The 20,282-nt window shown below is 62.4% G+C and carries 15 protein-coding genes; 11 read left to right on the top strand and 4 right to left on the bottom strand.

What is annotated here, in order from left to right:
* The first annotated feature begins 66 nt into the window (after positions 1-66).
* The 4 genes from L8H52_RS22355 to L8H52_RS22340 are packed head-to-tail and all read left to right on the top strand — an operon-like array spanning position 67 to position 4,765.
* Positions 67-846, top strand: a complete 780-nt coding sequence (locus L8H52_RS22355; RefSeq protein WP_194935321.1) for an efflux RND transporter periplasmic adaptor subunit — start codon at positions 67-69, stop codon at positions 844-846.
* The gene (locus tag L8H52_RS22350) at positions 843-2,162 is read left to right on the top strand and encodes an HlyD family efflux transporter periplasmic adaptor subunit (protein ID WP_242208761.1); all 1,320 of its coding nucleotides are present in this window, start codon (positions 843-845) and stop codon (positions 2,160-2,162) included. The genes L8H52_RS22355 and L8H52_RS22350 overlap by 4 nt, the downstream gene beginning before the upstream one ends.
* Positions 2,163-4,259, top strand: coding sequence for a biotin/lipoyl-binding protein (locus L8H52_RS22345; protein ID WP_242208762.1), 2,097 nt, complete (start codon positions 2,163-2,165; stop codon positions 4,257-4,259). It abuts the gene before it with no gap.
* Between the two features lie 11 nt (positions 4,260-4,270).
* Positions 4,271-4,765 carry a GNAT family N-acetyltransferase gene (locus L8H52_RS22340; RefSeq protein WP_242208763.1) on the top strand — a complete coding sequence of 165 codons (495 nt, stop codon included), beginning with the start codon at positions 4,271-4,273 and terminating at the stop codon, positions 4,763-4,765.
* Positions 4,766-4,812: 47 nt separating this feature from the next.
* Here L8H52_RS22340 and L8H52_RS22335 read toward each other — a convergent pair whose 3' ends face one another.
* Together L8H52_RS22335 and L8H52_RS22330 are read right to left on the bottom strand one after the other, a co-directional pair.
* Positions 4,813-5,124 carry a hypothetical protein gene (locus L8H52_RS22335; RefSeq protein WP_242208764.1) on the bottom strand — a complete coding sequence of 104 codons (312 nt, stop codon included), beginning with the start codon at positions 5,122-5,124 and terminating at the stop codon, positions 4,813-4,815.
* 54 nt (positions 5,125-5,178) lie between these two features.
* Entirely contained in the window at positions 5,179-5,766 is a 588-nt protein-coding gene (locus L8H52_RS22330) for a tail fiber protein (RefSeq protein WP_242208765.1), read from the bottom strand.
* Between the two features lie 238 nt (positions 5,767-6,004).
* On the opposite strand from L8H52_RS22330, the gene L8H52_RS22325 reads away from it, so the two are divergent.
* The 7 genes from L8H52_RS22325 to L8H52_RS22295 all read left to right on the top strand — a co-directional run bounded on the left by L8H52_RS22325 (position 6,005) and on the right by L8H52_RS22295 (position 18,940).
* Positions 6,005-7,585 carry a glycosyltransferase family 39 protein gene (locus L8H52_RS22325; protein WP_242208766.1) on the top strand — a complete coding sequence of 527 codons (1,581 nt, stop codon included), beginning with the start codon at positions 6,005-6,007 and terminating at the stop codon, positions 7,583-7,585.
* A gap of 150 nt (positions 7,586-7,735) precedes the next feature.
* Positions 7,736-8,581, top strand: coding sequence for a sulfotransferase (locus tag L8H52_RS22320; RefSeq protein ID WP_242208767.1), 846 nt, complete (start codon positions 7,736-7,738; stop codon positions 8,579-8,581).
* Between the two features lie 57 nt (positions 8,582-8,638).
* Positions 8,639-15,055, top strand: a complete 6,417-nt coding sequence (locus tag L8H52_RS22315; RefSeq protein ID WP_242208768.1) for an Ig-like domain-containing protein — start codon at positions 8,639-8,641, stop codon at positions 15,053-15,055.
* A gap of 46 nt (positions 15,056-15,101) precedes the next feature.
* The gene (locus tag L8H52_RS22310; protein ID WP_242208769.1) at positions 15,102-16,619 is read left to right on the top strand and encodes a TolC family protein; all 1,518 of its coding nucleotides are present in this window, start codon (positions 15,102-15,104) and stop codon (positions 16,617-16,619) included.
* Positions 16,603-17,208, top strand: a complete 606-nt coding sequence (gene cysC, locus L8H52_RS22305; RefSeq protein ID WP_242208770.1) for an adenylyl-sulfate kinase — start codon at positions 16,603-16,605, stop codon at positions 17,206-17,208. The genes L8H52_RS22310 and cysC overlap by 17 nt, the downstream gene beginning before the upstream one ends.
* Positions 17,205-17,990, top strand: coding sequence for an aspartyl/asparaginyl beta-hydroxylase domain-containing protein (locus L8H52_RS22300; RefSeq protein WP_242208771.1), 786 nt, complete (start codon positions 17,205-17,207; stop codon positions 17,988-17,990). The genes cysC and L8H52_RS22300 overlap by 4 nt, the downstream gene beginning before the upstream one ends.
* Positions 17,978-18,940: a sulfotransferase family protein gene (locus tag L8H52_RS22295; RefSeq protein WP_242208772.1), complete on the top strand. Its 963-nt coding sequence runs from the start codon at positions 17,978-17,980 to the stop codon at positions 18,938-18,940. The genes L8H52_RS22300 and L8H52_RS22295 overlap by 13 nt, the downstream gene beginning before the upstream one ends.
* On the opposite strand, the gene L8H52_RS22290 is transcribed toward L8H52_RS22295, so the two are convergent.
* A complete protein-coding gene (locus tag L8H52_RS22290; RefSeq protein WP_007917711.1) occupies positions 18,935-19,693 on the bottom strand; it encodes a slipin family protein in 759 nt (252 codons plus the stop codon). The two genes, L8H52_RS22295 and L8H52_RS22290, sit on opposite strands and share 6 nt — an antisense overlap.
* A 2-nt stretch (positions 19,694-19,695) precedes the next feature.
* The gene (locus L8H52_RS22285; RefSeq protein ID WP_242208773.1) at positions 19,696-20,226 is read right to left on the bottom strand and encodes an NfeD family protein; all 531 of its coding nucleotides are present in this window, start codon (positions 20,224-20,226) and stop codon (positions 19,696-19,698) included.
* Between the last annotated feature and the right edge of the window lie 56 nt (positions 20,227-20,282).

Raw genomic sequence — 20,282 nt, 5'->3', positions numbered from 1 at the left:
TGGCCTTTCGCTTGACGCTAACCCCCGCTGTCGTAGACTCCGCACATCCGTCAGGGAGTAGCGGTTATGCAGCGTTTTCGCGGTTGGGTTATCGGATTGACCTTAATAACGTGTGCAGTTCAGGCGCAAACGCCCGGGCCAGACGATCCGCTGCTGGATAATCCGGCGTCGGGAGCGGCCACTGCGAGCAGTGAGGCGCGGGGGGTGTTGCGGGCGCGCGATCAGGCGACGCTGGCCAGTGAGCTTTCCGGGCGGATTGTCGAGTTGCCGTTCAGCGAGGGCGAGTCGTTCAAGAAGGGCGATACGCTGGCGAAGTTCGATTGCTCTGCTTATCAAGCACAGCTCAATGCCGCACAAGCGGCCAGCCGTGGTGCTGGTGAGGAGCTGGCGCACAACAAGCAATTGGCCGCGCTCAATTCTGTCGGGCGCTTCGAAGTGGCGCGGGCCGAGGCCAAGGTCAGCGAAACCCAGGCGCAATCCCAGGTGTATCAAGTGCAGGTCAAACGCTGCAGCGTGATCGCGCCGTTCGACGGGCAAGTGGTCGAGCGCAAGGTGCAGCGCTATGAAAGCGTGCCGGCCGGCGCGCCGCTGCTCGATGTGGTGGATAACCGCACTCTGGAAATTCATTTGCTGGTGCCGTCGCGCTGGATGGCCAGACTCAAGCCCGGCCAGACGTTCAGCTTCGTTCCCGATGAAACCGGTCAGCCGATCGATGCCACGGTGAAACGCCTCGGCGCGCGCATCGATGAGGGCAGTCAGACCCTGTTGCTAGTAGCAACACTCCCTGAAGCCAAAGGCTTGCTCGCCGGCATGAGCGGCACCGCGCGTTTCCCGGAGCTTAAGTGAACGCCCCGGTGAGCGGCGGCGCCGAGCAGGTGTTCGCGCGATTTCTTGACCTGGAACGCCAGACCCGCGCGGCCCGTGACGCCGCGCAACTGGCCTACAGCCTGGTCAACGACGGCCAGGCGCTGTTCGGTTTTCGTCATGCGGCGTTGTTGATTGCCGGCAAGGTGCAAGCCGTGACCGGCGTCAGTGCGGTCGAGCCGAATGCGCCGTTCGTGGCGTTTGTCGAACAGGCCGTGGCGCAGTTGTTCAAGCAGGATGTGCTGAAGCAGGCGCGAGTGATTGCGCCGCAGTTGCTCAGCGAATCGATCCAGGCTGACTGGCGCAGCCTGTCCGCCACGCAAGTGTTCTGGTTGCCGCTGGTTGATCGCGATGCGCAGGTATTTGGCGGTTTGTGGCTGGCCCGCGATGTGCCGTGGAACCCTTCCGAACAAGTTTTGCTGTCGCAATTGGGCGATACCTACAGCCACGCCTGGCTGGCGCTGCAACCGCGCAAACCGTGGCGGCTGCGCTGGACTCGTAAACGTCAGGTGGCACTGGTCGCGGTGCTATTACTGGGGCTGTTGATCCCGGTGCGTCAATCGGTGCTGGCCCCAGCCGAAGTGGTGCCACTGGGCGGGCGCGTGGTAGCGGCGCCGCTGGACGGGGTGATCGCCGAGTTTCTGGTCAAACCCAATCAAACGGTGAAAACCGGCGATGTGCTGGTGCGCTTCGAAAGCACCACGCTCAAGGCGCAGGCCGATGTCGCTGAGCGCGCGCTGGGGGTGGCCGAAGCTGAGCTGAAATCCAATTCCCAGCGCTCGTTCGCCGATGCCGAATCGAGCGCAAAAGTCGATTTGCTCGCCGCCCGTGTTGAGCAGAAACGCGCCGAACGTGACTACGCCCGCGAGCTGCTCAAACGTAGCGAAGTGCGCGCCGAGCGTGACGGCATTGCAGTGTTCGCCGACGCCGAGCGTTTGACCGGCAAACCGGTACAGACCGGCGAGCGCCTGATGGATATCGCCGACCCGAACCAGGCCGAACTGCGTATCGAACTGGCGGTGGGCGATGCGATCTCGTTGGAGCCTGGTGCCGAAGTAGCGTTGTTTCTCGACAGCGATCCGCTGAAACGCCATCTCGCCACGCTGGAGCGTTCGGCGTACGAGGCGCAGCCGACGGCGGGCGGTCAACTGGCCTATCGGCTCGACGCCAATTTTACCGAGGCGCCGCCACGCATCGGCCTGCGCGGCACGGCGAAAATCTTCGGCGACCGCGCTCCGTTGGCGTTGTACTTGTTGCGCCGGCCACTGGCCGGTTTGCGCCAGAGCGTGGGCCTCTAGATGAATCTGCCGAGCCTGCGTGCCGACCTGCAATTGTCGCCCGCGGCGCCGGCCCTGGACGGTTCGCCGCGCTGGACCCTGGCCGATCCGGTGCGCGGGCGTTATTTCAAACTCGGCAGCGCGGCGATGCGCCTGCTGCGCCACTGGTCGCTGGGCGACGCCGAACAAGTCTTGCACGCGGCCAACCGTGAGCCGGGCTTGCCGCTGGACGGTACGGAGCTTGAGCAACTGCTGGAGTTCCTCCGTGGCCACGATTTGATCAGCGCGCTGGACGATCAACAGCGCGCCAGTTATCGACTCAAGGCCTTGGCGCAAAAGCAAAGCCTGTGGCAAATCCTCCTGCATCAATATCTGTTCTTTCGCATACCGCTGTGGCGCCCGGACGCATTTCTCAATCGCGCGTGGCCGTGGCTGGAGCGCTTCGGCCCGCGCCTGCTGCGCTACGGTTTGCCGGCGACCTTGGCGTTGGGCGTGTTTCTGGTCTCGCGCGACTGGCAGCGCTTTGTCGGCACCTTTCCGCATTTGTTCAGCCTCGGTGGCGCGTTGGCGTTTGGCGTGGCGCTGTTCTTTGCCAAGCTCTGTCACGAGTTTGGCCACGCGTTCATGGCCAAGCGCGCGGGGTGTCGGGTGCAGAGCATGGGCGTGGCGTTCATGGTTTTGCTGCCGATGTTTTATACCGATGTCAGTGATGCCTGGCGGGTCAATGATCGCCGTGCGCGATTGCTGATCGGTGCCGGCGGTGTGCTCGCGGAATTGCTGTTGGCGTGTATTGCGCTACTCGCATGGTCGTTGCTGCCGGACGGCCCGGGACGCACGGCGGCGTTCATGCTCGCCAGCGCCACGTGGATCACCACGCTGGTGGTCAACCTCAATCCGTTCATGCGCTTTGATGGTTATTTTCTGATCAGCGATTTCTGGGAAGTCGACAACTTGCAGGGCCGCGCATTTGCTCTGTGTCGCTGGCGCCTGCGCGAGTTTTTGTTTGGCTATGGCGCACCGGCGCCGGAGCCGTGGTCGCCGAAGATGCAACGGCGTTTGCTGATCTGGGGGTATGGCTCATGGTTGTGGCGTGCGGCGTTGTTTTTCGGGATCGCACTGGCGGTCTATCACCTGTTCTTCAAGGTGTTGGGGATCTTCCTGATGCTGGTGGAACTGGTCTGGTTCATTTTTCTGCCGATCATGCGTGAGTGGCGCCAGTGGTGGAGCCGCCGCGAACAGGCGCACGGCCCGCGCGTGTTGCTCAGTGGGTTGGCGCTGCTCGGGTTGTTGCTGGTGCTGATCGTGCCGTGGCGCAGTTCGGTGGAGTTGCCGACGATGCTCGAAGCCGGGCGCACCAGTGCTCTGCATGCACCGGCGGCGGCGCGGGTCAAAGCGGTGAACGTGACGGACGGGCAGAAAGTCGCTCAGGGCGATGTGCTGATTGAACTGGAATCACCGGACCTCGAATCGCGACTGGCGATCGTGCGTCGGGAAATCCAGATTCAGCAGTTGTTGATGCGCCGCCAGGCCAGTCGCAGCGAAACCGCTGCCGACGCCGGCATTGTCGAGCAGCGGCTGGCAGAAGCGGTCGCCGAATACCGTGGGCTGACGGCGCAACGCGAGCGCCTTTTGCTGCGCGCACCGCAGGCCGGCAGCGTGCGTGATCTGCTGCCGAACATGACGGTCGGGCGCTGGCTGTCGACCCGCGATGCGCTGGCCCGAGTGGTCGAGGACGGCGCGCGCCTGCGCGGTTATCTCGCCGAAGCCGAATTGTGGCGAGTCAAACCCGGCGCCAGCGGCCGCTTCATCGCCGATGACCCGATGCACCCGGCGCTCGCCGTGCAGTTGAATGAAATCGACACCAATGGCGTGGCCTACGTCGATCAGGAGGCGCTGACCTCCGATCACCACGGGCCGATTGCCGTGCGCCGCGATCAACAGCAGCGGGCAGAGCCGGTGCAGGCGCAATACGGCGCGCGGCTCAGCGTACTGGACGATACGTCGACACCACCGCAACCGTTGCGCGGTGTTGTGATTTTGCAGGGCAGCGGCGAATCGTTGCTCGGTGTGGCATGGCGCCGAATGGCGGCGCTGGGGGTCAGGGAAAGCGGTTTCTAACGGAGAGCACGATGGCGGACAACGCAGCAGTGGCGGCAGAAGGATTAGTGGTGCGGCCTTCGCGGGCAAGTGACGGGCCGTTTTTGCAGGGCCTGTATCAGACGGCGCGGCCGGACCTGCAATGGGTCGACGGCGAGCAGGAACAGGTGCAGCAACTGGTCGCCCAGCAGTTCCAGGTGCAGGAGCAGGGCATGGGCGACAACTACCCCAACGCCATGCACTACGTGGTGGAAAAACTCGGCACCGCCATCGGCGCGTTGAGCACCGATTTCGGCACCAACGAGATTCGCGTGTTGTATCTGGCGTTCATTCCGCAGGCACGTGGCCAGGGTTTTGGGCGGGCGGTGCTGCAAGGCGTACAGAAAGCCGCGCAGCAGATTCGTTGCCCGGTGGCGACGGTGGTCTGGACCAGCAATCCCCATGCGCGACGGCACTACCTCGCGCTCGGGTTTGCGGTTGAAGAACGCAACCCGGCGGCGGAGCGCCTGGTCTGGTATCCCGCTTGAATCCGCACCGAACCCTGCAGGCGAAGGCCTACAGGGAAAATGTCGTGTCAGTTAAAGGTGATGTGGAAGTAAGCCAACTTCGGGTCCCGGCCCATGGGGGGGACCCGTGATACGAAGATGTCGTCGACCCGCCCCAGTTCCGGCAATTCAAATGCACAGAGTCCATCGACGAATTCCGTCGGTTGCAGACTGCTCAGTTCGACGCTGAAGGGCATGCGCTCGCTGTAGCGCATTTGCGCCAGAGGCTTTTCCGCCAGTTCGTCGATGTGGATAGGTAACTCAGTGCCATCGGGCAAATGCAGGGTGCCGATCCGCCCCAGCAATGCCTGGAAGTGTTGGCTTTGAACCGATTGCAGCATGTTCTCGCTCCGCCAAGGTTGGAAACCGGGGGAGGTGGCTCCCCCGGCGGTCGGTCAGTTACGCGATGGGAAGATGCCGTTCAACGCGATGCTGAAGTTGAGCACCAGATACGGGTTCATCACCGGCATCGGCAGGCCGTTGCCGGTGGGGCTGATCGTCCCGCTGATGGTGGTGGCAGCGCCTTTGAGCGGCACGGGGGATGCGCCCTGCGCGTCGGAAAAGATATTCGCCAGACCCGGCCCGGTGCCCGACGCACCAATGTAGGCGTTGGTCGCCGTCGGCGCGCCGGCCGGATTGCTCGCCGGGTTGGCCAGTTGCACGGTGGTGGTGGCGGTGAGGCCGGCGAGGGTGTGGGTGTGGTTCGGAAGATTGTTGAGGGTGGCCGTGACTTGCTCGGCGCCGGAGATTTCTCCCATGACCCGCGGCGTCAGACCCGCGCCGTTGCCTTGGCAGATCGGCATGCGGCTCTGCAGGTTGGGCAGGCCGAAGTTGACGGTGCCGTTGCCGCCGTAAGTGGTGCCGAGCAATGCAAACAGCGCCTGGTTCTGACTGATTCCAATGATCTGACCGTTGCACAAGGCCCAGCCGCTGGGCGCATAGTTGAAGGCAAACGTCAGAACAGTGCCCATGTAAACGTCCATAAAGTCCTTATCCTTCTGATTGGTTGTCGGCGGGCCGCTAGTGGGTTCAGGCGGTTGCTATTGCCTTGGCACTCCGTGGCCAGGTCACGCCACGCCAGAGCGTAGACGCGGATTGGCAAGCTTGCCGGATGTCGTGAAGTCGCAAATCGGCATCGACGACTCTCCTGCGCCTGACCTAGAGTGACTGGCAGGTTCGGGCTCATACAGGCGTGGTGTCGTGGCACGGCAAGAGGCAGCAATGGCGTTCAACAGAGTGACACCGGTGGGCGACACACAGGATCCGCACGCGCTGCCGGGTTCGTGGTTTGCCCGCTTGCGTTTGATCCGCTGGGCCAGGGAACACTGGCTGCTGCCGATTCTGTTGTTGGCTGGCGCCGTACGCTTTTACGACCTGACCGCTGCGGCGATCTGGGGCGATGAAGGTTCCAGCCTGCTGCTGGCGCGCTATTCGTTGGCCGATATCTGGCATCACGCGGCGTTCGATGTGCATCCGCCGCTGTACTTCATGCTGCTGCATGGCTGGATCGAACTGTTCGGCGACGGCATTTTTGCCATCCGTTGCCTTAGCGCTCTGGCCGGTGTCGCTGCGGTCGGCATGGGCATCTGGCTGGTGGATCGCTTGGCCACGCGCCGCGCGGCGATCCTCGCCGGGCTGCTGTTGGCGTTATTGCCGACAGCGGTGCGCTACAGCCAGGAAGTGCGCATGTATTCGCTGCTCGGCCTGCTGCTGATCGCCGCGACGCTGGCGCTGGTCTACTGGATCCGCCGACCGCAGCGTCATCGGTATCTGGTGATTTATGCGCTGTTGATGACGGCGGCCCTCTACACCCATTACTTCGCCGTGCTGGCGGCGCTGTGTCACTGGATTTATCTGGCTGTGATTCGGTTTCAGCGCGGCTATCGCTTGCGGCACATCCAGCGCCCGGGCTGGTGGCTGGCGAACCTGGCCATCGCGGCGTTGTACCTGCCGTGGTTGCCCAACCTGCTCGATCTGACGCAACACATGGAACAACTCAAGGTCGGTGGCGATGTCGGCTGGGAAGACCCGGTGACGCTGGCGTCGTTGCCGTCGATGATCTGGACATGGTTGATCCAGGATGACGGCGAACACCTGCCGTTGCTGGTGTTCGGCGCGTTGCCGCTGGCATTGCTGCTGCTGACGGCGGTGGCGGTCACTCGTGATCGCAGCGTGTCGCGCGGCAGTGTCCTGTTGGCGTTGTACACCGGCTTACCGCTGTTGCTGGTGTTTGCGGTGTCGTTCATCACGCCGATATTCATCGAGCGCTATCTGACCGCCTACGCCCTGGGTTTGCCGCTGCTGGCGGCGCTGGCCATCGACCGCTTGTACAGCCGCGTGCGGGTCCTCGCGTTGGCGGTGCTGGTGGTATTGCTCGGGGTGGAAATGGTTGGCCTGAACAACAACGCCGCGGTCGACAGCAGTGATCAGTTCGATCACGTGGTGAACTACGTCAATCAGCATTTCCAGCCCGGTGATCGCATCATCACCAGCGACATGCTCTGGTACTTGAGTTACGTCTACTACGATCGCACCGGCGCACAGGTGCGGCTGTACACGCCGCCCGCTGCGGACGGCCGCTCGACGCGGCCGAACCAATATGGTTTCGGGACGCTGGTCAGCGACGATGTCTACCTCGACAGCCTTGCCGAGGTTTCTGGCAATGCGCGGATATGGCTGGTCGGCACCCAGGATGACCCGGCAGAGTTTGCACCGATGCCCGCCACCTGGCAGATCAGCGCGCAAGTCCATGCGGGCGGGGCGCAAGCACGCTTGATCACGCCGAAATCCGCAGCGCAATAGCGGCTGTTGAGACTAAAACGATTCACCTTCAAATTCGCGATTAAAAGTTAACCGGTTAGTCACTTTTGCTCTGAATTGATATCAAAACACTACTAGTCGCAGGGTGGTTGTTGGACTACGCTTTGTCGGACAAAGGGACTTTAGATCAGGGTGAAGGGATTGCAGCAGTTCCACTTTATCTCCGGCTTGCCGCGTTCAGGCTCCACCCTGCTTTCTGCAATTCTTTTGCAGAACCCGCGCTTTCATGCCGGCATGACCAGCCCGGTCGGATCGCTGTTCGCCAGTGTCCTCGAACAATGCAGCGCCGGCAGCGAGTATGGTGCGGTGATCGACACCGACATGCGCCGTCGCCTGTTACGCGGTCTGTTCGAATCCTTCTATGCCGACAAGGCTGACAAACCGGTGGTGTTCGACACCAATCGGCAGTGGAGTTCACGTCTGCCGGCACTCAACGACCTGTTTCCCCAGGCTAAAGTCATAGCCTGCGTGCGCAACGTCGCCTGGGTGATGGACAGCCTCGAACGGCTATACCGCGCCAATCCTTTTGAAAACACCAAACTTTTTGGCGATGCGGTCGAGCGCAACACGGTGTACAGCCGTTGCGAAACCCTGGCTCAGCGCAATCGCCTGGTGGGTTTTGCCTGGGCCGCGCTCAAGGAAGCCTATTACGGCGAGCAAGCCGACTCATTGCTGATCATCGATTACGATTTGCTGACCCAGGCGCCGGAGCGCGTGCTGCGGCTGGTCTACGAGTTCATTGGCGAGCCTTGGTTCGAGCACGATTTCGAGCATCTGGCCTATGACGCGCCGGAGTTCGACCAGGGCCTTGGCCTGGCTGGCCTGCACAAGGTCAAACCGAAAGTGGCCTTGCAGTCACGGCGCACCATTCTGCCGCCCGACCTGTTCAAGCAATACGCTGATTTGTCCTTTTGGCTCGATGGCTCAGCCAGCGCCGCCAATGTCATTCGTATGAAGTCCGACGCCGCGATCAGTTGATCGCGGCGTTTTTCCATTGATGCCTTACGTACCTTCGTTCGAGTTCGGGTGAGCAACATGTGGTGGAGCATTTTTGGCGGTGCAAAGGTCAAGTCTCGGGCAACCGCAGGTCAGCGCTCGCTGGCCGCGCCGATGATCATGTCGCTGGAGCCGCGCATGCTGTTCGACGGCGCGGTGGCTGCCACCGTGGCCGATACCGCTGCGCAAGCCGACAGCCATGCGCCCACCGCGGCCGAGGCGGCCAAGGCGCCGGTGGCTGACCATCCCGTAGCGAGCAAGGACACCCACGGCCAGGCTGATGCCACGCCGGCGGCCAGCCCGGTCGCGGTGCCCGGTCAGAGTGTGGTGTTCGTCGATTCGCGGGTGAAGGATGCCGACAGTCTGCTGCAAGGGATTGCTCCCGGCACGCAAGTGGTGAAACTCGACGCCAGCAAGGATGGTTTGCAGCAGATCGCCGACTTCCTCGATCAACATCACGGCGTCAGCTCGGTACAGATCATTGCCCACGGCAATGCCGGTGATTTGTGGCTGGGCAACAGTTATCTGTCGGCGGACAACGTCGCTCAACGCAGCGCGGTTCTCGCTGAAATCGGCAAGGACATGAACGCTGGCGGCGATATCCTGATTTACGGCTGCTACACCGCCGAAGGTGATCGCGGCTTGAGTTTCGTCGACTCGCTGGCGCAGTTGACCGGGCGTGATGTGGCCGCTTCGAACAACCGTACAGGCGTAGGTGGCGACTGGGATCTGGAGATCGCCACCGGCACTATCGAAAGCGCCAACGTGCTGTCGAGCAAAGCCATGAGCGAGTACCAGTGGGGCCTGGCCACCTGGACCGCGACCAACAACCTCAACTCGGGCGTCGGCTCGCTGCGCGCGGCGCTGGCCTCGGCGCAGAACGGCGACATCGTCACGTTCAGTTCCGGCATGACCGTGCAGCTTACTTCCGAGCTGCTGATCAACAAGAACATCACCGTCGATGGCGACCTGAACAACGACGGCGTGGCTGACGTGACCCTTGATGGTCAGTACAAAACCCGTGTGGTGGAAGTCACCTCCGGCAGCACCGTGACCCTCGACGGCCTGGTGATCACCAAAGGTCTGGTCGCCGGCAACGGTGGTAATGGCGGCTCGGCGGCGGCGGGCGCCATGGGCGGCGGCATTTTCAACGCCGGCATTCTTACCCTGAACAACGTCACCGTGACCGCGAACGCCGCTTCCGGCGGTGGTGGTGGCGGGGGTGTGACCGGCGGTTATGTCGGCGGCGGCGGTGGCGGCGGTGCGGGTATCGGTGGCCAGACCGGTGGTCATGGCGGTTCGTCCGGCCCAGCTACCGGCACCTATGCCGGGGGGGCGGGCGGTGCCAATGCCGGCGGCTATGGCGGCGGTTACAGCCCGACCGACATGGGTGGCCGTGGCGGTACCAGCACCGGTGGCGTAGGCGGCAACGGTGGCAGCGCCGGTGCCGGTTACAGTCATGGCGGCAATGGTGGTTCGGCGAGCAACGGCACGCTGTCCATTGGTGGCGGCGGCGGTGGTTCCGGCTGGGACAAAGTCGGCGGCGTCGGCGGCAATGCAGCCGGCGGTATCTACAACGCTGCGAGCGGCACCCTGAAAGTCATCGGCACCTCGGTCATCAGCAACAACATTGCTGCCGGCGGCGGCGGTGGTGGTGGCGGTGGGGTCGGCAGCAACGGTGCCGATGGCGGTGCCGGCGGTCGCGGCGTCGGGGCGATCTGGAACAACGGCGGTGTGGTGCTGATCACCGCGAGCAACTTCGCCGCGATCAGCGGCAACGGCGCCGCCAGCGGTGGCGGTGGTCTTTCCAACGGTGGTTCGACCGGCACGACGCCGAGCGCACTGGTGGGGATCTACAACAACGGCGGCACCCTCAATACTGCTTACGTGGAACCGCCGACTGCCACCATCGTGGTCGCCGACACCGCGCTGAAAATCGGCGAAACCTCGCTGGTGACCATCACCTTCAGCCGCGCCGTCAACGGTTTTACCAACGCTGACCTGACCATTGCCAACGGCACGCTGACCAATGTGTCCAGCGCCGACGGCGGTATCACCTGGACAGCGACGTTTACGCCGACCAACAACATCACTGACACCACCAACCTCATCACCCTCGATAACACCGGGGTGACGGCTGTGTCCGACAGCGTGGCAGGCGTCGGCACTACCAACTCCAACAATTACGTCATCGATACTCAGCGACCGACCGCAACCATCGTGATGGCAGACACTGCCCTGAAAATCGGCGACACCTCGCTGGTGACCATCACGTTCAGCGAGGCAGTGAGCGGTTTCACCAACGCCGACCTGACCATTGCCAACGGTACGCTGACCAACGTCAGCAGCGCCGACGGCGGCATCACCTGGACGGCGACGTTCACCCCGAACGCGAGCATTACCGATGCCACCAACCTGATTACCCTGGACAACACCGGGGTGGCGGATCTGGCCGGCAACGCCGGCAGCGGCACCACCGATTCGGCCAATTATGTGGTCGACACCGTGCGACCGACAGCGACCATTGTCGTTGCCGACACCAATCTCGCGGCAGGCGAAACCTCTTTGGTGACCATCACCTTCAGCGAAGCGGTGAGCGGCTTCACCGCCGCCGACCTGACGGTGGCCAACGGCACCTTGAGCGGACTGAGCAGCAGCGACGGCGGCATCACCTGGACGGCAACCTTTACGCCGAACAGCAGCACCACCGACGCGACCAACCTGATCACCCTGAACAACACCGGGGTTACGGATCTGGCCGGCAACACCGGTACCGGCACTACCGATTCCAACAACTATGCGATCGATACGCTACGGCCGACGGCGACCATCGTGGTCGCCGACAACGCGCTGAAAATCGGTGAAACCTCGCTGGTGACCATCACTTTCAGCGAAGCGGTCAGCGGCTTTACCAACGCCGATCTGAGCATTGCCAACGGTACGCTGAGCGCAGTCAGCAGCGCGGATGGCGGCATCACCTGGACGGCGACGTTCACGCCGACCAGCAGCATCACTGACGCTACCAACCTGATAACCCTGAATAACACCGGGGTCGCGGATCTGGCGGGCAACACCGGCGTCGGCACCACCGATTCCAACAATTACGCGGTCGACACCGTGCGGCCGACCGCCACCGTGGTGTTCGCGCAAAACACTTTGAAAATTGGCGATACCTCGCTGGTGACCATCACCTTCAGCGAAGCGGTGAGCGGTTTCACCAACGCCGACCTGACCATCGCCAACGGCACCCTGACGGCGGTCAGCAGCGCGGACGGCGGCATCACCTGGACGGCAACGTTCACACCGAGCGCGAATATCACCGACGCCACCAACCTGGTGACGCTGGACAACACTGGCGTTGCCGACCTGGCTGGCAACGCTGGCAGCGGCACCACCGATTCGAACAATTACAGCATCGACACCCAGCGTCCGACCGCGACCATCGTCATCGCCGATCCTGCTCTGAGCGCCGGTGAAACCTCGCTGGTGACCATTACCTTCAGCGAAGCGGTCAGCGGTTTCACCAACGCCGACCTGACCGTCCCCAACGGCACGCTCACGGCGGTCAGTAGCGCCGACGGCGGCATCACCTGGACGGCGACGTTCACGCCGAACGTGGCGATCAACGACAGCACCAACGTCATCACCCTGGCCAACACCGGGATCGCTGACCTTGCCGGGAACGCCGGTACGGGCACGACCAACTCCGGCAACTTCACCATTAACACCGTGGCGCCCACCGCCACCATCGTCGTCGCGGACAACAGCCTGACCGTCGGCGAAACGTCGCTTGTGACTATCACCTTCAGCGAAGCCGTGAGCGGTTTCAACAACGCCGACCTGACGATTGCCAACGGCACGCTCAGCGCAGTGAGCAGCAGCGACGGCGGCATTACCTGGACGGCGACCTTCACCCCGACCAGCAACATCACCGACGCTACCAACCTGGTTACCCTCGACAACAGTGGTGTGCAAAACGCTTCCGGCAACGCTGGCAATGGCACCACCAACTCGAACAACTACGCCATCGACACTCAGCGCCCGACCGCCACCATTGCACTCGCCGATTCGGCGTTGGGCGTCGGTCAGACCACCACCGTGACCATCACCTTCAGCGAGGCCGTGAGCGGTTTGACTCTGGCTGATCTGACCGTGGCCAACGGCACGCTTTCCGGGCTGAGCACGTCGGACAACATCACCTACACGGCGACGTTTACGCCGTCGGCGGGCATCACCGACACCAGCAACATCATCACCCTGGACAACACCGGCATCACTGACATCGCGGGCAACACCGGCAGCGGTACCACCGACTCGGCCAACTATGTCATCGACAGCCAGCGTCCGACCGCCACCATCGTCATCAGTGACACCGATCTGCGCCCGGGTGAAACCGCGCTCGTCACGATCACCTTCAGTGAGGCGGTCAGCGGCTTCGATAACTCTGACCTGAGCGTCGCTAACGGCACACTCAGCAACGTCTCGTCGAGCGACGGCGGCATCACCTGGACCGCGACGTTCACGCCGACCATTGGCGTCAGCGATGCCACCAACCTGATTGTGCTGAACAACGCTGGCATCAGCGATCTGGCGGGCAATGCCGGCACCGGCATCACCAACTCGGCCAACTATGCGGTGCAGACCGAAGTGCCGACCGCGACCATCGTCGTTGCGGATACCGCGCTCAAGGCCGGTGAAAATTCGACGGTGACCATCACCTTCAGTGAAGCGGTCAGCGGTTTCAGCAACGCTGACCTGACCATCGCCAACGGCACCCTGAGCAATGTGGCCTCCAGCGACGGCGGCATCACCTGGACCGCGACGTTCACGCCGACCGCCAACATCACCGATACCAGCAACCTGATCACCCTCGACAACAGCGGCGTCACCAACGCCTCCGGCAACAGCGGCGTCGGCACCACCGATTCGAACAATTTCGCCATCGACACGGCGTTGCCGACCGCGACCATTGTGGTCGCCGACAATCGCCTGGGCATCGGTGAAACCACCACGGTGACGATCACCTTCAGCGAGGCTGTCAGCGGTTTCGATCTGTCGGACATCAGCGTCGCCAACGGCACACTGGCGAACCTGAGCAGTAGCGATGGCGGCATCACCTGGACCGCCACGCTGACGCCGGCGGCGAACGTCAATGACACCACCAACCTGATCATCGTCGACACTGCCGGGGTGCAGGATCTGGCCGGCAACCCGGGCGCCAGCATCGCCATTTCCAACAATTACGCGCTGGATGCGACCCGGCCAACCGTGGACATCGTGGTCGCCAATCCGCACTTGGGTATCGGCCAGACCACCACAGTGACCTTCACCTTCAGCGAGGCGGTGAGCAATTTCGACTTGTCCGACCTCAGCGTGACCAACGGTGATCTGAGCAACCTCAGCAGCAGCGATGGCGGCAAGACCTGGACCGCGACCTTCACGCCGACCGCCAACGTCAGCGATCCGAGCAACTTCATCGCGCTGGACACCAGCAACGTCACTGACCTGGCCGGTAACGTCGGCAGCACGGTGGCGGTGTCGAACAACTATGCGCTCGACAGCGAACGGCCAACGGCGACGGTGGTGATTGCCAATCCGAACCTCGGCCTCGGCCAGACTTCGCCAGTGACCATCACCTTCAATGAGGCGGTCAGTGGGTTTGATCTGGCGGACATCAATGTCGGTAATGGCAGCTTGTCCAACCTGAGCAGTAGCGATGGCGGCAAAACCTGGACCGCGACCCTGACGCCGAATGCCAACGTCAACAGCGCCAGTAATGCCATCAGCGTCAACAGTGCCGGGGTCAGCGATCTGTCAGGCAACAGCGGCAGCGGCGTCAGCAGTTCGAACAACTACGCGATCAACACGGTGCCGCCAGTCGTTCCACCGACGCCGCCCACTGCGCCAACCAGTGTGGTCATTCCCGATCCTTTGATTCGCAGCAGCGACCCGGTGGTGCCACTACCGCCACCGAGCTTGCCGCTGCAACCGATCATCTTCACCGCGCCGACCGGCGATCTCGGCTCACCGCTGACCTTTGCGCCGCTGTTCGAGCAACGGGTGATCGGCAATGGCATCCGTCCGTTGGGCGATATCTTCATGAACCACGGTGCCCTCAGCCCGAGCTTCATCGCGCAGGTGTTCAGCAGCAGCGACAGCGGCGGTGATGGATCCGGGCACGGCTTCCTCGGCTTCGGCGGTGGTGATGGTGGCGTATTCGGTACGAGCACGCTGTCGAGCCTGTTCAATCAGGACAGCGCTGCCGATCGCGATTCGTTGAACGCGTTCGGCAGCCAGTCACTCAAGGCTGACGACGTTTCTCAAGGCCTGCGCGGCGTGTTTGGCGCGCCGACACTGGGGCAGCAACTGCAAGAACTCAAAGACAACGAACAACACCGGGTCGACAACCTGGCGGCAGCACTGCAACAGGTCGGTATCAGCGAAATATCGGCCTGAACCAACCATTACTCAACACTGTGCGGGACCTAGGGGCAATCCAGGGATGAAGAAAAGTCAGAAGTTGTTCGGCGCCAGCCTGCTGGCGCTGGCGATCAGCGGATGTGCAGTGACCAGTGAACCGATTGAACGCAGCGTTAGTGAACAGCGCGCCAAGACCGACCTGCAAAGCATGTACAAGGATCAGGAACCGCTGCGCGGGCCGTTGACCCTGCACCAGGCCATGGCCCGCGCCGTGAAGTACAACCTCGAAGGCCGCTTGAAAATCATGGAGGAAGCGCTGGCCAAGCGGCAGCTCGACCTCGCCAGTTTCGACATGCTGCCGCGCATGGCGCTGGACGCCGGCTACGTCGGGCGTAACAACGTCAACGCCTCCAGCAGCCAGAGCGTACGCACCGGCACCCAGTCTCTGGAACCGTCGACCTCGCAGGACCGCGACCGCGACGTCGCCGACCTGACGATGGTCTGGAACGTCCTCGACTTCGGCGTCAGCTACATCAGCGCCAAGCAGCAGGGCGACCAGCGTCTTATCGTTCAGGAACGGCGCCGCAAAGTGATCAACACCATCGTTCAGGACGTGCGCTCGGCTTACTGGCGAGCGATGGCCGCCGAACGTCTGCTCAAGCAGATCGACAGCCTGATGGCACGGGTGCAGACCGCCCGCGACAACAGCCAGACCTTGAGCGATCAACGCATTGGCGATCCGGTGCAATCGCTCGGTTATCAGCGTTCGCTGATCGAAGCGACCCGCCAACTGGAAGAGCAGCGTCGCGCCTTGTCACTGGCGAAAACCGAACTGGCGACACTGATCAACCTGCCGCTGGGCACCAACCTGACGCTGGCCACCGATGACGGTTACCAGATTCCCGAGCTCAAGGTCGGTCTGGCCAAACTCGAACAAGAAGCGCTGACCAGCCGCCCGGAACTGCGCGAGCAGGATTACCAGACGCGCATCAGCGCCGCCGAAACCCGCAAGGCCATGCTGCGTTTGCTGCCGGGTCTGGAGTTCTCGGCTGGCGGGCATTACGACAGCAACTCGTTTCTCGTCGAACAGGGCTGGGCCGATTACGGCGTGAAAATCACCTGGAACCTGTTCAACGTGATCTCCGCACCCGCTGCAATCAACGTCGCAAAGGCCGGCGAAGAAGTCGCCACGGCGCGGCGTCAGGCGATGTCGATTGCGGTGCTGGCTCAGCTCTATGTGGCCAACGCCAACTACCAAGAAGCGTTGCGGCAGTTCAAGACTAATCAGCAACTGTCAGACATCGACGGACAAATCGTCGGCCAGTTGCGCAACCGTCATCAGGCAGCAGGGATCGGTGAGCTGGAACTGATTCAGGGCGAGTTGAACAACCTGCAAGCGGACTTGCGCCGCGATCTGTCGTACGCCGATCTGCGCAATGCTTATGGCCAGATCTTCGCTAGTGCCGGCCTCGATCCGTTGCCGGATCAGGTGCAGTCGACCGAAGTGCAGTCGATCGCCACCGCGCTGGCCAATCGCGAGTCGGCGTGGGCGGCGGGGGATATCTCGGCGCCGGTGGTGGCGCATGCCCCAACGCAGTAATGTACTGGCGCCCAGCGCCAGCATCAGCCGCACGCAACGCGAAGCCCGCAATGGTCATCGGGGGGCGGCGATTCTGCTGACCGGTTTACCGGCGGCAGGCAAATCGACATTGGCGCAAGCGCTGCAGGCCACCCTGTTCGCGAGTGGCCGGCAAAATGTGGTGCTCGATGGCGACAGTTTGCGGACCGGGCTCAACCAGGATTTGGGCTTCAGCGATGCCGATCGCCAGGAAAACATTCGCCGCGCCAGCGAACTCGCGGCGCTGCTGGTGGACAACGGGCAGATCGTGATTCTGGCGATGATTGCGCCGTTGGCCGAGCTGCGTGATGTGTTTGCACAGCGCTTGGGTGACGATTATCGCGAGGTCTGGTGCAGCGCGTCACTGGCGGTGTGCGAGCAGCGTGATCCGAAAGGGCATTACGCCCGCGCCCGACGCGGCGACCTGCCCGGTTTTACCGGAGTTTGCGCGCCGTATGAGCCACCGGCGCAGCCGTCATTGGTGCTCGACACTGGCGTGCAGTCGGTCGACGACTGTCTCGATCGTCTGCTGACCTGGCTCGGCGAGTGTTCGGTGTTGCCCAAGGCATGAGTTCCCCGGCGTATTCGCGACTGCCGGTAACGGTGGATTTGCCCTTGCTGCTGCAGGCACTGGCAGCGATTGCCGACGACGCCTGGCGCAGCCATTTCAATACAGATTATTTTTCCGGCGACTGGAGCGGTGTGGCGCTCATTTCGGCGGTCGATGCGCTGACCGAGCTGTCTCCCGGGCGCGGTGAGCCAGTGCAGCGTGGCCCTTGGCTGTGCGATGAGCGCTGGCAAAAAGCGCTGCAGCATCTTTCTCTGCACATCGTCAGTGCGCGGTTGCTGCGCCTTGGGCCGGGTGGACGAATTCACCCGCATCGCGATTACGACCTTGATGGCCCGCAGGCCGATCGGCGTTTGCACATTCCGTTGCTCAGTCCGCCGAACGTCGATTTCTGGCTCGACGGGCAGCGCATGCCCATGCAGGCCGGCGAATGCTGGTTTCTTGATCTCGCTCGTCAACATCGTGTGGATAACCGCGATACATCGGCGCGGGTTCATCTGGTACTCGATTGCCGCCCCGGTGTCTGGCTTGAGCAGATGATCAGCGACGGATTGCACAGTACCCCTGAGCCCGGTTTGGCCGACACGCCGTTGCAGCGCTTTCAGAGGCTGGTGGCTGAAGATGCTTCGCTGTCTCTGGCCTTGCGTACGCTGCACGATCCAGACGTCTTCATCAGTCGAGCGCTGGAATTGGGCGCCGAGCGTGGTTTGTCGTTTTCTTACGAGGAATTGCGTGCGGCGATGCGCGACGGCCGTCGACAATGGAACGAACAATGGAGCGGTTGAATTTCGACGGCTGGTTGCCGATTCGTGTCTGGCCGGTTGACGGGCAGTGGCAGGTGGATTGGTGCTGGTTCGGCGACAAGGCGCTGCATCAGCCGTTCTTTCGCGATGCGGTCGAGGATGCATTACGGCTGCCGTTCAATCAGGCGTTTCGGCGCCAGACGTCTTTGGCAGCGTTGAGTGAATGGCAAACGCAGAGCCCTGGGCTTGCACCGAGTGCATTTGTGCTGCACGCCTCGCGTTGCGGTTCGACGCTGATCAGCCAGATGCTCGCCCGACTCGACGATCACATAGTCGTGTCCGAGCCACCGCCGCTGGACGCCTTGTTACGCAGTGATTTACCCGCCGGCGAACGCCGGGCCGCCATCGTCGGGTTGCTCTCGGCCTATGGGCAGCGCCGACGCGGTGTGGAAAAGCGCCTGGTGATCAAACTCGACGCCTGGAACATCGGCGAATGGCCGCTGCTGCAGGACTGTTTCGCAGATACGCCGTGGCTGTTTCTCTATCGCGATCCTTTGGAAATTGCCGTTTCTCATCTGCGCCGGCCGGGGATGCACATGGTGCCGGGGATGCTCGGCGAGTGTGTGCTGGAGGACGGTTTACCGTTCGAAGGGCGCGAAGAATTCATCGCCCGACGCTTGGGGCGATTGTTGGCGGCGGGGGTGATGCATTGCCGTGACTCGGGTGGTTTTCCGGTGAGTTACAGCGAGTTGCCCGAGGCGATGGCGGGGCGGTTGGCCCGGTTTTTCCGCTTGAACGATGAACAGTGCAAGCAGGTCTTTGCCGCGACCGCGCAGCATGCGAAACAGCCCTCGCAAGCGTTCACTGCCGATGGCGACGACAAACGCCGCGAAGCTTCAGCAATGTTGCGAATGCACGTACAGAATTACACCCGAGCGCCCTACGAGGCGTTGGAAAAACTTCGTCTGCGCGCCACAGGATTTGCTTCATGACTTGCCGGACAAATCCGCCATGCCCTTGAGCAATTCAATCGGCAACGGAAAGACAATTGTCGAACTCTTGTCCCCGGCAATCGAACTCAAGGTCTGCATATAGCGCAACTGCATCGCCCCGGGCTGACGTCCGAGCATTTCCGCTGCTTGCATGAGTTTTTCCGAGGCCTGCAGTTCGCCTTCGGCGTGAATCACCTTGGCCCGTCGCTCGCGCTCGGCTTCAGCCTGTTTGGCAATGGCCCGGACCATCGATTCGTTGAGATCGACATGCTTGATCTCGACGTTGGCGACCTTGATCCCCCAAGCATCGGTCTGCGCATCGAGCACTTGCTGAATGTCGATGTTCAACTGCTCGCGTTCAGCCAGCAGTTCATCCAGTTCGTGTTTGCCGAGCACTGCACGCAAAGTGGTCTGGGCTAACTGGCTGGTAGCGGAAAGATAATCCTCAACCTGAATAATCGCCTTCTGCGGATCGAGCACGCGGAAATACAGCACGGCGTTGACCTTCACCGACACGTTGTCGCGGGTGATCACATCCTGCGGCGGAACATCGAGCACCACCGTGCGCAGGTCGACCCGAACCATTTGCTGGACCACCGGAATCAGCAGGATCAGGCCCGGTCCTTTTACCTGCCAGAAACGTCCGAGTTGGAACACCACGCCGCGCTCGTATTCGCGCAGGATGCGGAACGTCGAACCGGCGAGGGCAATCACCAACAACAGCAGCGCAACAAAACCGATTTGCAGACCCATGATCACTCTCCGAGCGGCGCCGCGTCAGTCGCGGCCACTTGCAGCAACAATCCCTTGCGCCCGACCACGCGCACCGATTGCCCGGTTTGCAGTGGGGTGGCGCTGAGCACTTGCCAGCGCTCACCTTGCAGTTGCACCCAGCCGTTGCGCGCATCGCCCGGTTGCACCGTGGTGATCGCGGTGACACTGCCGAGCAGGCCGGCATCGCCACTGACGGTGTGGCGCGGTCGGGTTTTCAGGGCGCGGATCAGCAGCGCGATCAACAGCAGGGCGCTGATCAGGCCGAGACCGATCATCATCGGCACCGGCAACTCGGCGTTGCTCAGAATCAGCGCGCCGATGACAAACATGATGATCCCGCCCAAACCAATGACGCCGTAATTGGGCAGCGCGGCTTCGGCGATCAGGAACACGATCCCCAGGGTGATCAGCCACAGACCGGCCGGACTCATGGGCGGCAACGGGCTGTCGGCGGCGAGGGCTGAGCCGCTGATCAGCAGGAGCAAGGCAAACGCACAACATCGGCTGTTCACGTGACCCTCCGCGAGCGTCATGTCTGGTTCTTACAGTCTAGTTGAGGGTTTCGCTG

The sequence above is a fragment of the Pseudomonas sp. CROZ-RG-20F-R04-15 genome, assembly GCF_022662375.1.
Classification (GTDB): domain Bacteria; phylum Pseudomonadota; class Gammaproteobacteria; order Pseudomonadales; family Pseudomonadaceae; genus Aquipseudomonas.
Note: the sequence above shows the minus strand (reverse complement) of the source record. Positions and strands in the feature narration are given on the sequence as shown.

Coding starts and splice junctions, on each gene's coding strand:
- L8H52_RS22355 (WP_194935321.1), top strand. CDS start 67: ATGCAGCGTTTTCGCGGTTGGGTTATCGGATTGACCTTAATAACGTGT.
- L8H52_RS22345 (WP_242208762.1), top strand. CDS start 2,163: ATGAATCTGCCGAGCCTGCGTGCCGACCTGCAATTGTCGCCCGCGGCG.
- L8H52_RS22340 (WP_242208763.1), top strand. CDS start 4,271: ATGGCGGACAACGCAGCAGTGGCGGCAGAAGGATTAGTGGTGCGGCCT.
- L8H52_RS22335 (WP_242208764.1), bottom strand. CDS start 5,124: ATGCTGCAATCGGTTCAAAGCCAACACTTCCAGGCATTGCTGGGGCGG.
- L8H52_RS22330 (WP_242208765.1), bottom strand. CDS start 5,766: ATGGACGTTTACATGGGCACTGTTCTGACGTTTGCCTTCAACTATGCG.
- L8H52_RS22325 (WP_242208766.1), top strand. CDS start 6,005: ATGGCGTTCAACAGAGTGACACCGGTGGGCGACACACAGGATCCGCAC.
- L8H52_RS22315 (WP_242208768.1), top strand. CDS start 8,639: ATGTGGTGGAGCATTTTTGGCGGTGCAAAGGTCAAGTCTCGGGCAACC.
- L8H52_RS22310 (WP_242208769.1), top strand. CDS start 15,102: ATGAAGAAAAGTCAGAAGTTGTTCGGCGCCAGCCTGCTGGCGCTGGCG.
- cysC (WP_242208770.1), top strand. CDS start 16,603: ATGCCCCAACGCAGTAATGTACTGGCGCCCAGCGCCAGCATCAGCCGC.
- L8H52_RS22300 (WP_242208771.1), top strand. CDS start 17,205: ATGAGTTCCCCGGCGTATTCGCGACTGCCGGTAACGGTGGATTTGCCC.
- L8H52_RS22295 (WP_242208772.1), top strand. CDS start 17,978: ATGGAGCGGTTGAATTTCGACGGCTGGTTGCCGATTCGTGTCTGGCCG.
- L8H52_RS22290 (WP_007917711.1), bottom strand. CDS start 19,693: ATGGGTCTGCAAATCGGTTTTGTTGCGCTGCTGTTGTTGGTGATTGCC.